Below are 14860 nucleotides of genomic sequence, written 5' to 3' on the forward strand. Positions count from 1 at the left end.
GCGCCACCGTCTCCAGTGGTCGCTGCCCCGCCGGTGCCACCTGTGGCCTCTCCGCCCGTGGCCTCTCCGCCTGTGGCGGCACCACTCGTCGCTGCGCCACTGGTGGGGTTCCCGCTCGTGGCTTCGCCGCCGGCACCGGCCGTACCGTCCCCGCCAGCGCCGCCAGTTCCACCGGCACCACCCGCACCGCCTGCACCGCTGGCTGCTCCTGCGCCCCCATCCCCGCTCGCGCCACTGGCGCCACTGGTGGCTGCACCGGTCGTCTGATTGATCGGAGCTAGCGTGATCGTCGGGGACGCACTGATCGTCGGAGCGAAGACGTCGTCATCCTTGACCAAGTTGCTGTCTTCACCGGCCGCTTGGGAATAGCCGCCGTAGGCCACTGATCCATTGGTCGCGACCGAGTCGTCGCCAGTCGCGACGTTGCCGTCAGCGGCCACAGCATTGTCTCCGATGGCCAGGTCGTCGCCGGCGATGTTGTTGTCGCGGAACACGTTCCCACCGGCATTGATGCCGCCGTCGTCGGCGTTCTGGATCCACGAGCCATTCGTGGCGATGTTGGCGTCGTCAGAATCCTCGAGCTTGATCTGGTCACCGCCGACCACGTCGTTGTCATCGCCGTTGATGGCGACGTTCCCGTCACCAATCGTGATGTCGCCGTTCTCCTCGAACTCGATCTCGTCGCCCGCGGCGATGCTTCCGCCGTTCGCGATGGCGCTGTCCTCGACCTCGCCGCCGACAGCGACCGAGCCACCCGTGGCGGCCGTCACTTCCTCGGCCTCGTCTCCAGCGGAGACAGCGACCCCGTTCGCGCCGGCGAAGGCCTGCGTCACGTCGTCATCGGTCCACACGTTGTTGGAGGTCGGGTGATCGGCGTAGAAGCTCGTCACGAAGCTATCGAGCAGCGCGCCGGCTGTCATGCCCGGGAGAAGGGCGGGGATAGCCACCGACGCGATGCCGCTGGAGTTCAACAGCGATGCGGCGTTGTTGATCTCTGTGGCGACGACCGTGACGTCGGTCTGGTTCAAATTGATCGTGCCGTCCGGGTCGGACAGGAAGGACTGGGCGAGCGCGGGGTTCGCCAACAGCTGCAAGATGTAGTCGAACAAACTGGGAGGGGTAGGCATGTCGATTCTCCTTGAATCTGGAGCGAGTCGTGCGACGCGCTGTCTCGACGCTAAAACGTCCCCGCGACATGGCCATCGGGGACCGATCCCCATCCCCGACGGCTTCCACCGGGCTGGCCATGTAGGGGATTCCTGATGGCACTGGACAACCCCCTAGGGGAAGATTCGATTGAGAAATCCTGACCCAAAGGGGCAACGCGGCTGCTAGTTTGGCGGGGCAGGCGATCGGGAGGGCTCGACAGCACGGAGGCCCGGTGTGAGTGCGGCGGACGCGGAACAGTTGACGACCAGTGGCGCTCACGACGACGCGCTACGTTCACTCGAGGTCGTCCTGGCCGACATGAACCATGCTGATTTCTCCACGGCAGTGCGGCTTGCTGCTGCCATCCACGCGCACCGCGGGACCTTGAGTCGAAGCGCCGAGCTCTTCGCCCTCGTCGCACCAGAATCACTCGGGCAGGCCGCAGCCGAGGGGGCCGTGGCACTTCTGGGAATCGGCGACGCCGACGGCGCCCACCGCATGCTCGCGGCAAGTCGTCTTGGGGCGCCGACCGCATGGTCGGCTGGCTGGCGGCTGGTCACCACCGGGCTCGAACACAGCGTCGTCGACGATGGCGTCGCGGGCCTGGCGCCCCTGCTGCAATCGGTCACCGCGCTGACGCCAGTGGGGCGAGACTGCGTCATGCTTGACTCCCCTGCCGCCCTGGCAGCATTGATGGCGCTGCACCTCGGCGAACTTGATCTCGCGGAGTCTGTCCTCGGTCGGGCGGTCGCTGCAGATCTGGGCGGTCCGCGATTCAGGCTGCGACACCAGATCCTCCTGGGCTGGGTCGCCATGGCTCGCGGCGACATGGACGGGGCGTCGACAGCTCTTGACGAGGCGGGCGCACCACCGAGCGATGACACGCGCGACACCTATCTGCTCCACGCGGTCCGCGTCGGCATCGCGCGCCGCTCCAGCGACACCGGAGCGTTGGCCGAGGCATGGGCCACAGCACGGACCGCCGTGGCAGAGACGTCCGTCGACTTGTTTCACCTGTTGGCCCTCGGAGAGCTTCTTGTCGGCGCAGCGCGGTTGCAGGATGAACACTGGTTGGCGCCGCAGCTGCACCAAGCCAAGGCGGTGCTCGATGGCCTCGGTCAACCGGCGTTGTGGTCGGCCGCATTTCATTGGTACGGGGTGCAGGCGGCCCTGGCCAGCGAACGGCCGGACGTGCTGATTCCGCACGCCGACGCGATCAGCGAAGCCGCACGGGTCAGTCGGCACGCCCAGACTCTGACGTCGGCCGGACGCACGTGGTTGCGGGTGCTCAAGCGCGACGTCGATCTGTCCGCCGTCACCGAGGCGGTCCATGGCCTGGGCAGCATCGGACTGACATGGGACGCCTCCCAGCTCGCGGCGCAGGCCGCGCTGCATTCCTCGGATCGACGGGTCAGCCTCGACCTCCTCACCTTGGCCCGCGCTGCCCACAGCGGTCACACCGCGACATCCGCGTCCCCGTCGACGCATTCACGATCCAGCCAGCTCACTGACCGGGAGTGGGAGATCGCTCGACTGGTCGTTCAGGGATTTGGGTATCGCGAGATCGGCGAGCGCCTCTTCATCTCTCCCCGCACGGTCGAGCATCACATCGCCAGCGTGCGCCGCCGACTGGGAGCACCGAACCGGGCCGAGATGATGGAGACGCTGCGTCGCCTCGTGGAGGGCTCGAGCACTACTGAAGCACAGTGATGCGACGCGGCCAACCACGCACCGTAGACTGGGCCCCGGCGAGCCGGGAAGTCTGGTCGGCGCCATGTCGTCGAATCCGGAAGTTCTCCCGTGACTGATCAACGCTCCCGCATCTTCACCCGCGGTACCTGGCCTGAGGCCAGCCGTATCGCGGACGTCTTGCGCCAGGAGACGATCGGCGGCGTCCTGCTGCTGATCGCCACGGTGGCCGCCCTGATCGCCGCCAACGTGGGCGACTCCTACGCCCGCCTGCGCGACGCCTCGTTCGGGCCGGAGTCGCTGCACCTCAATCTGACCACCGGCGAGTGGGCCGCGGACGGCCTGTTGGCGATCTTCTTCTTCGTCGCCGGACTGGAGCTCAAACGCGAGTTCGTGGCGGGCGATCTGCGCGAGCCTCGTCGGGCGGCACTTCCGATTGCGGCGGCCCTCGGCGGCATGGTGGTCCCAGCTCTGATCTTCGTCCTCGTCAACCTCGGCGGTTCGCTCAAAGGGTGGGCCATTCCGGTCGCGACCGACATCGCGTTCGCGCTGGCCGTCCTCGCGGTCATCAGCACTCACCTGCCCACCGCGTTGCGCACGTTCTTGCTGACGCTCGCCGTCGTGGACGATCTGCTGGCCATCATCATCATTGCGATCTTCTACACCTCCGAGCTCGACATCGTGTTCTTGATGGCCGCTGCTGTGCCGATCGCCGCATTCGGTGCACTGGCCCAGGCGCGCGTGCGCTCTGGATGGCTGTTGATCCCGCTGGCTCTGGTCGCCTGGGCGCTGGTGCACGCGTCGGGCGTGCACGCCACCGTGGCCGGCGTGCTGCTGGCCTTCACGGTTCCGGTTCTGCGTCGCGACGGCGCCGACAAGCCAGGTCTGGCGGAGCACTTCGAACACCTGACACGTCCGCTGTCCTCAGCGATCGCCGTGCCGATCTTCGCGTTCTTCTCCGCAGGTGTGGCCGTCGCGGGATTCGGAGCGCTTTTCAGCTCGCTGGGCGAGCCGATCACCTTGGGCATCATCCTCGGACTGTTCGTCGGCAAGACCGTCGGCGTGCTCGGTGCCACCTGGCTGATGGCCACCTTCACCCGAGCCGATCTCGACGACGACCTGGCCTGGCTCGACGTGCTCGGACTCTCGATGCTGGCCGGTGTCGGCTTCACGGTGTCGTTGCTGATCGGCGAGCTGGCCTACGGCGTGGGCTCTGACACCGACGATCAGGTCAAGGTCGGTGTGCTGGTCGGCTCCCTGGTGTCGGCCGTGGCCGCGACGATCGTGCTGCGGCTCCGCGAGCGGCAGTACCGACTGATCCACGAGCGCGAGTCCCGCGACGACAACCGGGACGACATCCCCGACGTCTATCAACAGGACGAGACCGACAGCAGCACCGACTAGCCGCCGCGGCTACTCCCACTCGATGGTCCCCGGCGGCTTGCTGGTGACGTCGAGCACGACGCGATTGACCTCGGACACCTCGTTGGTGATACGCGTCGAGATCCGCTCGAGCACGTCGTACGGCAGACGACTCCAGTCCGCCGTCATGGCGTCCTCGCTGGACACCGGACGCAACACGATCGGGTGACCGTAGGTGCGGCTGTCACCCTGCACACCCACCGACCGCACGTCCGCCAGCAGCACCACCGGGAACTGCCAGATCTCGCCGTCCAACCCGGCCGCGGTCGTCTCCTCGCGCACGATCAGGTCAGCGGCACGCAGGATCTCCAGCCGCGCGTGGTCGACGGCCCCCACGATGCGGATCGCGAGGCCCGGGCCCGGGAACGGGTGCCGGCCGACGATGGCTTCGGGGATGCCCAGCTGCCGACCGACGTCACGCACCTCATCCTTGAACAAGGTGCGCAAGGGTTCGATCAGGCCAAACTCGAGGTCCTCGGGCAGCCCACCCACGTTGTGGTGACTCTTGATGTTCGAGGCGCCCTCGCCGCCACCGGACTCGACAACGTCGGGGTACAGGGTGCCTTGCACGAGAAACTTGACCGGCGTGCCGGGGGTCGCGAGCACCTCACGCTCAGCGGCCTCGAACACCCGGATGAACTCGCGGCCGATGATCTTGCGCTTCTCCTCGGGGTCGCTGACGCCAACGAGGAAACCCAGGAACTGCTCCTTGGCATCGACAACCTTCAGATCCACGCCTGTGGCCGCCACGTAGTCCTTATCGACCTGCTCGGCCTCGCCGTGCCGCAACAACCCGTGGTCGACGAACACGGCCGTCAGCTGATCGCCGATCGCCCGTTGCACCAGCGCTGTCGACACCGCCGAGTCGACACCGCCGGACAATGCCGAAATCACCCGCGCATCGCCCACCTGCTGACGAATCAGCTCGACCTGCTCCTCGACGATGTTGCTGCTGGTCCAGGTCTGGCGGCAGCCAGCGATCTCCACGAGGAATCGCTCGAGAATCTGCTGTCCGTGCTGACTGTGCATGACCTCCGGGTGCCACTGCACGCCGGCGAGACGCTGGCCGAGGTGCTCGAAGGCGGCAACCGTGGCCCGTGGGGACGTGGCGTTGACCGTGAATCCGTCGGGCGCCTCGACGACCTCGTCGCCGTGCGACATCCACGACGTCAGCGTGTCAGGCAGGCCGGCCAGCAGCGTGCCGGCATCAGTGACGGTGACAGCCGTGCGACCGTACTCGCGCTGACCGGTGTGCGCGACGGACCCGCCGAGCGCCTGAGCCATCGCCATGAAGCCGTAACAGATGCCAAACACCGGCACTCGCGCTTCGAAGAGACTCCGATCCAGCTGGGGTGCGCCGGGCACGTAGACCGACGACGGTCCACCGGACAAGATGATGGCCGATGGATTCTTGGCCAGCATCTCGGTCACCGGCATGGTGTTGGGCACGATTTCGGAGTAGACCCGCGCCTCTCGCACCCGCCGGGCGATGAGCTGGGCGTATTGCGCCCCGAAGTCGACGACGAGCACGAGATCATGGTCTGAGGTCACGAAACCATCGTAGGTCCCGCCCTCGCCGCGATTTCAGCGGTCGACCATGCTGAGAAATATGTGGGACCAGCCGTAACCCTGCCCTGTGGCGGTCGTTAAGCGTGTGAATCTAACAACTCCCTCCCGTTAGATCAACTGTGCTGCTCCTCGTGGCACATACAGAGCCCGACCCGTGATCTCCCTCCCGGTCGGGCTCTGTGCATTGCACGGCTTCGCCGTACCAGCGACTTCGTCGCTGCTGCTTCGCCCAGGCAATCAGCCTCGCTCCGCTCGGCCCCTGGTTGACATCTGTTCGCCAGCGACGAGCTCTGCGAGGAGCGTGAGCGCAGCGAGGTGAACGACTGCTGACCGGCTCTGCTTTGACCGCCTCGATCGCTGGCGCTCCCTCACAGTCGGCCGCAGGCGGCCTCCTTGGCGATCGAGATGCTCGACTGGGTCAGCTGACGCCGACGATGGGGAGGCGGAGGGCGGCCGGAGCGTCCACGGGAACCAAGGGCGACGTCGGCGACACCGGTTGCACGACCCGATAGGCCTCATCGAGACCCGGGCGGGTGTCGACCTCACCGTGGTTGGGCCACATCGCCATGGCACGCTCAGCCTGGGCGGTGATGGTCAGCGACGGATTGACGCCCAGATTGGCGCTGATGGTCGAGCCGTCGACGACGTGCAGGCCCGGATGGCCGTACAGGCGGTGGTACGGGTCGATGACGCCGGTGACGGATGAATCGCCGATCGTGCACCCGCCCATGAAGTGGGCCGTGAGAGGCACGTTGAACGGTTCTCCGATGGTGCCGCCAGGCGTTCCGCCCATGATGTCGGCCATGCGCTGCACGGCTTCGTGGCCCTCAGGGATGAACGAGGGATTGGGCGCCCCGTGGCCCTGCCTCGTCGTCAACCGGCGCCGACCCGTGATGCCCCGCTTGGTGTACGTGGTGATCGAGTTGTCGTGGGTCTGCATGACCAACGCGATGACGGTGCGCTCAGACCAGTGCAGCAGGTCGTAGAGCTTGTGGATCTTGCTCTTGTGCCGCCACATCTCGCGCAACCAGACCCGCCAGCGGGGCGTACCGGTGCTGCCGTCGGTGAGCACGGTCTGCATCAGGGCCATTGCGTTGGACCCCTTGCCATACCGTGTGGGCTCGATGTGGGTGTGTTCGTCGGGATGGAACGACGACGTGATCGCGACGCCCTCGCTGTAGTCGATCTCCCTGTCGTCGGCCAGCGCCCCCAGCAACGCCTCAGAGTTGGTACGGGTGAGCATGCCGAGCCGCGGCGACACGTGCGCCAGCTGACCGGTGTCGCGCATCCGGTGCAGCAGCTTCTGGGTTCCCATGGTGCTGGCCGCGAAGACAACCTCGCGGGCCCGGATCTTGCCGTGCGGACGGAACCGCCGGTTGGTGCGGCGGGTCTCGATCTCATAGCCGTCCGCGCCGTCGAGCGGGCGAACGTCGGTCACCGTGGTGAGCGGCCGAATCTCGGCGCCGCCCTTCTCCGCGAGGTACAGATAATTCTTGACCAAGGTGTTCTTGGCGTTGTGGCGGCAGCCGGTCATGCACTCGCCGCAGTTCAGGCAGCCCCGACGGTCCGGTCCGGCTCCGCCGAAGTACGGATCCTTGACCTCCTGGCCGGGCTCACCGAACAGGACCCCTACAGGGGTGTGATGGAACGTGCCACCGACTCCCATCTCCTGGGCGACCTGCTTGATCACCCGATCTGCTGGTGTCTCGTAGGGGTACACCGTGACGCCGAGCATGCGCTTGGCCTGGTCGTAGTACGGCGCCAGCTCAGTTCGCCAGTCCGCGATGTGGCCCCACGCGGGGTCGCGATAGAACGGCTCGAGGGGTTCGTACAGCGTGTTGGCATAGACCAGAGAGCCGCCGCCCACGCCAGCACCGGACAAGATCAGCACGTCCTTGAGCTTGTCGATGCGCTGGATGCCGTAGCAACCGATCTGCGGCATCCACAAGAACTTCCGCAGCCGCCACGACGTCTTGGCGAAGTCCTTGTCCTCGTAGCGCTGGCCCGCCTCGACGACCAGGACCTTGTAGCCCTTCTCAGTGAGACGCAGCGCCGCGACACTGCCGCCGAATCCGGACCCGATGATGACGACGTCGTAGTCCAGTTCGCTCATCATCCGATTATGACATCGGCGATGTCACATGACTACTGGAAAGTAGCTGCGACGGGTGTGATGCCGCGAACAGTCCTACGCCGACAGATCCTTCGCGAAGCACAACGATTTGGGGACGTCGAGGTACGGCGGATAAAGATCAATCGGCGCATATCCGCGCGAGGTGTACAACCCGATGGCTGCCTCTTGGCGCTCCCCGGTGTGCAGCAGCACCCGCGTGTCGCCCGCGTGCTGCACGGCATCCTCGGCGGCCTCGAGCAGCAACGCCGCCCAGCCGCGGCCCCGGTAGGCCGGGTCGATGAACATGCGCTTGATCTCCAGGCCAGCCGCAAGGCGGCGCACCGTCACGTGGGCCACGGGTACGTCTCCGTCGTACCCGACGGCGGTCATCACGACCGAGGCCGGATCGACCCCGGCGCCTCCGTCGCGATTCTGCTGCGGGGTGGCCGCGGTGTACATGGTCGACACCTCGGCCACCATCTGCGCGCGCAGAGCCACCGCGTCCGGGTGGTCGAACGCCACCCGTTTGAGCCTCACCCGACGACGACCTCGACGCGCTGGAACTCCTTGAGATCGGAATACCCGGTGGTGGCCATCGACCGACGCAGCGCGCCGATCAGATTCATGGTGCCGTCGGGCACCGACGAGGGTCCGAACAGCACGGACTCGAGGTCGCCCACGGTGCCGATGTCGACACGTTCACCACGCGGCAGATCGGCGTGCCACGCCTCGGCGCCCCAGTGAAAACCACGGCCAGGCGCCTCGACGGCTCGCGCGAACGGGGAGCCGATCATGACGGCGTCTGCGCCACAGGCGATCGCCTTGGCGATGTCGCCGCTGCGGCCGATGGAGCCGTCGGCGATGACGTGCACGTACCTTCCGCCGGACTCATCGAGGTAGTCCCGGCGAGCGGCTGCGACGTCGGCGACGGCCGATGCCATCGGAACTGAGACACCCAGCACCGAGCGGGTGGTGTGCGCAGCTCCTCCGCCGAACCCGACGAGCACGCCAGCGGCGCCCGTCCGCATGAGGTGCAGGGCGGCCTGGTGCGTGGCGCAGCCGCCCACGATCACCGGGACGTCCAGCTCGTAGATGAACTGCTTGAGGTTCAGAGGCTCGGCCTGGCCGGAGACGTGCTCGGCCGACACCGTGGTGCCACGGATGACGAACAGATCCACACCCGCCGCCACCACGACGTCGGCGAATTCCTTGGTGCGCTGCGGCGACAGCGCGCCCGCTACCGTGACGCCGGCCTCGCGCATCTGCTGCAGTCGCGCCGAGATGAGCTCGGGCTTGATCGGCTCGGCGTAGATCTCCTGAAGCCGCCGGGTGGCGCTCGGACCGTCGATCGCTGCGACCTCGTCCAGCAGCTTCTCCGGATTCTCATATCGCGTCCACAGGCCCTCGAGGTCCAGCACGCCCAGACCGCCGTGACGCCCCAGAGCGATTGCGGTGGCCGGGCTCATGACCGAGTCCATGGGGGCCGCGATGATCGGCAGCTCGAACCGATAGGCGTCGATCTGCCACGCCGTCGACACTTCCTTGGGGTCGCGCGTGCGTCGACTCGGCACGATCGCGATGTCGTCGAACGAGTACGCCCGGCGGCCGCGCTTGGCGGCCCCGATCTCGATGTCTGCCATGCGTCACAGCCTAGTGCGTGTGGCCGATACGGGTGCCTACTGGACGCCGCGAACGATGTCATCCAGCGACAGGTCCGAGAGCATGCCCGGCGGGTCAGCGTTGCGGCGCACCAGCACGGGCTGCACGTCATCGCTCTCCCGAGCCAACGCGTACTGTGTGTCGGCCAGCGCGAAGCGCAGGGCCCGCGACAACGAGCTGACGCGCGCATCGGAGGGACTCACCTGCGGGGCCGCTGCCTTGATGGCCATCGCGAGGATCGGCAGGGTGCCACCGGCGTTGGCCAGCTTGTCGCAGAAGCTACGGACCTTCGAGTCCGACAGAACCTGCTTGATGATGGCCTTGTACTCATCTGGCGACGACGCCGGACCTTCATGGACCACCGAGATCTCTTGCGCCATCTCGTGCCACGAGACCTTGCCGCCGGTCTTCTTGGGCTCCTGCTGCTTGCGAGGCTGCTGCTTGCTGCCCTGTTTCCTCTCCGCAGACTTGTTCTCGGCAGACTTCTTGTCGGCAGCTTTCTTCTCCGCAGGCTTGCTCTCGGCCCTCTTGGCAGCCTTCTTGGCCGGCAGATCCCGCTTCGGCGGCGCAGGCACGGTGTGCCCCTCGCCGGAGAAGATGGGCTGCAGCGCAGCTGCGGGCGGGGGCGGCGGGGCTGTCTTCAGGGCCACGTACTGGTCGACCTCGCGCTCGAGCAGTGAGTTGACGGGGTGGTCGGCGAGTGTCGCGCCCACCACGTACTTGTCCAGCTCGTGGAGGCGCCGCACCAGCGGCACGAAGTCGCCGTCTGCCGACACGATGACGAACACCTCGAGCTGCTCCAGGTCGCTGGCCGACCGCAGGCAGTCCACGACGAGCTCGATGTCGGCCGCGTTCTTGGACGCCTTGCCAGCGGAGAAGACCTGTACCGTCTTGACGCCGGCGCGCTCGACATCACGCCGGTAGTCCTCGATGCCCAAGGCATTCCAGTCCGCGTACGCCCGAGACAGCGCGATGGTGCCGGCACCCGCCTCGCGGGAGACCGCCACCTCGAGCTGCTCGAGAATCTCCTCCATCGACACATCGGGGATGTCGAGCTTGCCGTAGCCCTTGAACAGGTTCTCGGCGTCGATGAAGACACCGACGTTGCGACTGGTCACGTCTTGAGGCTAACGCGAGGAATAGTTCGGCGCCTCGGCGGTCATCTGGATGTCGTGCGGGTGGCTCTCCTTGAGCCCTGCAGTCGTGATGCGAACGAACCGGCCACGTTCCTGCAGCTGCGCGATGGTGTGCGAGCCGACGTAGAACATCGACTGGTGCAGTCCACCGATCAGCTGGTGCGCCACGGCGGACAGCGGGCCACGGAAGGCGACCTGCCCCTCGATGCCCTCCGGCACGATCTTGTCGTCGCTGACGACGTCGGCCTGGAAGTAGCGGTCCTTGGAGTACGACTTCTTGCCGCGCGAAGCCATCGCACCAATCGAGCCCATGCCGCGATAGCTCTTGAACTGCTTGCCTGCGACGAAGATCAGCTCACCAGGGCTCTCTTCACAGCCCGCGAGCAAAGACCCCACCATCACGGTGTCCGCCCCGGCCACCAGCGCCTTGGCGATGTCACCGGAGTACTGGAGTCCTCCGTCGGCGATGACCGGCACACCGGCGGGCTTGCAGGCCTTGGCCGCCTCGCGGACGGCACTGATCTGGGGGACGCCGACGCCAGCGACGACGCGCGTGGTGCAGATGGATCCAGGACCGACACCCACCTTGACCGCGTCGACTCCCGCGTCGACCAGCGCCTGGGCGCCAGCACGGGTGGCAATGTTGCCGCCGATGATCTGCACGCCGTCGAAGGCCCGGTCGGCCTTGAGCTTGCGCACCATCTCCAGCAGCAGCCGGGCGTGGCCGTGTGCCGTGTCGACCACGAGCACGTCGGCGCCTGCTTCACGCAACCGGTTGGCGCGATCCCACGAGTCTCCGAAGAAGCCCACCGCTGCACCGACCAGGAGGCGGCCCTCCTCATCCTTGCTGGCCAGCGGATGCTGTTCGGACTTCACGAAGTCCTTGACCGTGATGAGCCCGGTGAGGTGATCGTCTGCGTCGATGATCGGGAGGCGCTCACGTTTGTGAGCGCGCAGCAGGGCGGACGCGTCCTCGCGGCTGATGCCCACCGGGCCGGTGATCAACGGCATGCGGGTCATGACGTCATCGACCGTGGTGGTGGCCCAGTCGGCCACCGGCACGAAGCGCAGGTCCCGGTTCGTGACGATGCCAAGCAGCTTGTTGTCCGGATCGACGACCGGCAGGCCGGACACGCGGTACTCGCCGCACAGCTCGTCGAGCTCCTCGAGCGTCTTCTTGGGGCTGATCGTCACCGGGTTGGGGATCATGCCGGTCTGGGTCCGCTTGACCAGGTCCACCTGGTAGGCCTGATCGTCGACCGACAAGTTGCGGTGCAGGATGCCGATGCCGCCCTCGCGGGCCATCGCAATGGCCATCCGCGACTCAGTGACCGTGTCCATGGCGCTCGACAGCAACGGGATGCGCAACGAGATGCCGCGAGTGAGCTGCGCCGTGGTGTCGACCTCGCTCGGAATGACGTCGGTTTCGCCGGGCAGCAACAGGACGTCGTCGTAGGTCAACCCCAAGGGGGCGAATGCGTCAGAATCTCCCAGCGGCTCCATGGGCTGAATCCTACGCCGGGAGCGATGTGGGCCCCCACGTCGCTCCATTTCCCCGTGGGTGACCTCGTACTCGGGGTATCATCGATCGATGGATCGCAAGCCAGGACGACCCCGAGCCCTGACCGTCGAGCAGATCGCGCAAGCAGCCCTTGACGAAGGCCCTGACTCGTTCAGCATGCCCTCGGTGGCTCGCCGGCTCGGCGTGGCGCACTCCGGCTTGTACCGCTACGTCGCCGATCGCGATGCTCTGCTCACCGAGGCGATTGATCTCGCGTTGAAGTCCATCGACTGGCCCGAGACCGGGCAGCCGTGGGACACCACGCTACGTGAGCTCGGCGAGAGCCTGTGGGATCTGTGCGCCCGCTACCCGGGCATCGATCGTGCCAGTCTGGCCGCGCCGCTCGCTCCTGCGACGGCCGTCCGACTGATTGAGACCTACGTCAGCGAGCTGCATCGACAGGGCTTCACCGTGGAGGATGCCGCCGTGGCCGTGAACTTCACGTACAGCGTCACGCTGACGGCATCGGCGGACATGGCACGGCTGCGCAAGACCGGGCACTCGACCGTCGCCAAGGCGCAGAGCGCGCTGCTCAAGGCCTACGACGCCGAAGAGGCGTACTCCGCACGCGGCTGGTACGCCCGCAAGCTTGACATCGTGCTGGCCGGGCTCGCCCCGCTCCGTCTGGCCTGATTCGGCCCCGGCCAGACGACGAGAACCGGCCACCCCAGACGGGGCAACCGGTTCTCGGTGCTTCAGCTCGTGCGGAGCCTCAGTGGTTGTGACCTGCGTGGGCGTCCTCGTCGGCGTCAGCAGGCTTCTCGACGATCAGCGTCTCGGTGGTCAGCAGCATGGCGGCGATCGACGCAGCGTTGGCCAGCGCGGAGCGCGTGACCTTGACCGGGTCCAGCACTCCCTGCGACACCAGGTCGCCGTACTCCTCGGTGGCCGCGTTGTAGCCCTGGCCACTCTCGCGCACCTTGTTGACGACGACCTCACCGGAGACGCCGCCATTGCGAGCGATCCACTCCAGCGGGGCATCGGCGCCGAGGCGCACGATGCGCACGCCAATCGCTTCATCGCCGACCAGCCCGAGACTGTCGTCCAGCACCGACACGGCGTGCACGAGGGCGGAGCCGCCACCAGCGACGATGCCTTCCTCGATGGCAGCACGAGTAGCCGAGACAGCGTCTTCGATGCGGTGCTTCTTCTCCTTGAGCTCGACCTCGGTGGCAGCGCCGACCTTGATGACACACACGCCACCAGCCAGCTTCGCCAGGCGCTCCTGCAGCTTCTCGCGGTCCCAGTCCGAATCGGTGTTCTCGATCTCGGCCTTGATCTGCGCGACCCGGCCCTCGACCTCGGCGGCGTCGCCGCCACCATCGATGATCGTGGTGGCGTCCTTGGTGATGACCACACGACGGGCGGTGCCGAGCGCTTCGAGGCCGACGGTCTCGAGCTTCAGCCCGACATCGGGGGTGATGACCTCGGCGCCGGTCAGGGTGGCGATGTCTTGCAGCATGGCCTTGCGACGGTCGCCGAAGGCCGGGGCCTTGACAGCGGCCGACGTGAAGGTGCCCTTCATCTTGTTGACGACCAGGGTCGACAGCGCCTCGCCGTCGATGTCCTCGGCAATGATGAACAGCGACTTGCCAGCCTGGACGACCTTCTCCAGCACCGGCAGCAGATCGGCGATCGCCGAGATCTTGCCCTGGTTGACCAGGATGTACGGATCGTCGAGCACCGTCTCCATCCGCTCGGTGTCCGTGACCATGTACGGCGACAGGTAACCCTTGTCGAACTGCATGCCCTCGGTGAACTCCAGCTCGGTGCCCATGGTGTTGGACTCCTCGACCGTGATCACGCCGTCCTTGCCGACCTTGTCGAAGGCCTCTGCGATGAGGGCGCCAATGACGCCGTCGCGGGAGGAGACCGTTGCGACGTCCGTCATGTCCTTGACGTCGTCGACATCGCGAGCCATCTCGTGCAGCTTGGCCGTGACAGCCTCGACAGCAGCCTCGATGCCCTTCTTCAGGCCGACCGGGTTGGCGCCGGCGGCGACAGCACGCAGGCCCTCGTGGACCATGGCCTGCGCCAGCACCGTGGCGGTCGTGGTGCCGTCACCTGCGACGTCGTTGGTCTTGGTGGCGACCTCCTTGGCCAGCTGTGCACCGAGGTTCTCGAACGGATCGTCGAGCTCGATGTCACGCGCGACGGTGACGCCGTCGTTCGTGATGGTGGGGGCGCCCCACTTCTTGTCGAGAACGACGTTGCGGCCCTTCGGGCCGAGGGTGACGCGCACGGCGTCGGCGAGCTTGTTCATGCCCGCTTCGAGCGAGCGACGCGCTTCGCTGTCGAAGGCGATCATCTTGGCCATCGGTGGTTCTCCTGAGATGCAGAGACAGGGCTGACGTGAGTTAGCAGTCGTCGAGTGAGACTGCTAACAGCCAAGCACTTTGCATCAGCACTCGCAACATCAGACTGCTAATTGATTGGCCCCACTGGGCGAATCTGTCGTCGCTCGTCGGGACTGTTCCGGGACGAAAGACGACAGATTCCCTCGTCACCCGCCTGCGACGGCGGGGATGATGGCGACGGTCTCGCCGTCGGGGACCTTGGTGT

11 protein-coding genes are annotated in these 14860 nt (G+C 66.6%); 3 read left to right on the top strand and 8 right to left on the bottom strand.

Annotation, left to right across the window (positions count from 1 at the left end; translation table 11 throughout):
* Positions 1-1127, bottom strand: a 1127-nt coding sequence (locus tag WB508_RS03665) for a hypothetical protein (RefSeq protein ID WP_423843524.1), incomplete at its 3' end; no start/stop codon positions are given.
* A gap of 280 nt (positions 1128-1407) precedes the next feature.
* On the opposite strand from WB508_RS03665, the gene WB508_RS03670 reads away from it, so the two are divergent.
* Entirely contained in the window at positions 1408-2859 is a 1452-nt protein-coding gene (locus WB508_RS03670; RefSeq protein ID WP_423843525.1) for a LuxR C-terminal-related transcriptional regulator, read from the top strand.
* A 90-nt stretch (positions 2860-2949) separates the two neighbouring features.
* Positions 2950-4242 (top strand): Na+/H+ antiporter NhaA, encoded by a 1293-nt coding sequence (gene nhaA, locus WB508_RS03675; RefSeq protein ID WP_423843526.1) that lies wholly within the window; start codon positions 2950-2952, stop codon positions 4240-4242.
* Positions 4243-4251: 9 nt separating this feature from the next.
* On the opposite strand, the gene guaA is transcribed toward nhaA, so the two are convergent.
* The 6 genes from guaA to guaB form a co-directional block, all read right to left on the bottom strand.
* On the bottom strand, positions 4252-5811 hold the full coding sequence (gene guaA, locus WB508_RS03680; protein ID WP_423843527.1) for a glutamine-hydrolyzing GMP synthase: 1560 nt from the start codon (positions 5809-5811) through the stop codon (positions 4252-4254).
* Positions 5812-6247: 436 nt separating this feature from the next.
* The gene (locus WB508_RS03685) at positions 6248-7942 is read right to left on the bottom strand and encodes a GMC oxidoreductase (RefSeq protein ID WP_423843528.1); all 1695 of its coding nucleotides are present in this window, start codon (positions 7940-7942) and stop codon (positions 6248-6250) included.
* Between the two features lie 75 nt (positions 7943-8017).
* Complete coding sequence (locus tag WB508_RS03690) at positions 8018-8464, bottom strand: GNAT family N-acetyltransferase (protein WP_423843529.1); 447 nt, start codon at positions 8462-8464, stop codon at positions 8018-8020.
* A gap of 11 nt (positions 8465-8475) precedes the next feature.
* Positions 8476-9582, bottom strand: coding sequence for a GuaB3 family IMP dehydrogenase-related protein (locus tag WB508_RS03695; RefSeq protein WP_423843530.1), 1107 nt, complete (start codon positions 9580-9582; stop codon positions 8476-8478).
* Between the two features lie 36 nt (positions 9583-9618).
* Positions 9619-10719, bottom strand: coding sequence for an NYN domain-containing protein (locus WB508_RS03700; RefSeq protein ID WP_423843531.1), 1101 nt, complete (start codon positions 10717-10719; stop codon positions 9619-9621).
* A 9-nt stretch (positions 10720-10728) separates the two neighbouring features.
* Positions 10729-12240: an IMP dehydrogenase gene (gene guaB / locus WB508_RS03705; RefSeq protein WP_423843532.1), complete on the bottom strand. Its 1512-nt coding sequence runs from the start codon at positions 12238-12240 to the stop codon at positions 10729-10731.
* 88 nt (positions 12241-12328) lie between these two features.
* Here guaB and WB508_RS03710 point away from each other — a divergent pair, with 88 nt between their 5' ends.
* The gene (locus WB508_RS03710; protein ID WP_423843533.1) at positions 12329-12931 is read left to right on the top strand and encodes a TetR/AcrR family transcriptional regulator; all 603 of its coding nucleotides are present in this window, start codon (positions 12329-12331) and stop codon (positions 12929-12931) included.
* 79 nt (positions 12932-13010) lie between these two features.
* On the opposite strand, the gene groL is transcribed toward WB508_RS03710, so the two are convergent.
* Positions 13011-14615, bottom strand: a complete 1605-nt coding sequence (gene groL / locus WB508_RS03715; RefSeq protein WP_423843534.1) for a chaperonin GroEL — start codon at positions 14613-14615, stop codon at positions 13011-13013.
* Positions 14616-14860: the final 245 nt, after the last annotated feature.

This window comes from Aeromicrobium sp. (assembly GCF_049586495.1).
Classification (GTDB): domain Bacteria; phylum Actinomycetota; class Actinomycetes; order Propionibacteriales; family Nocardioidaceae; genus Aeromicrobium.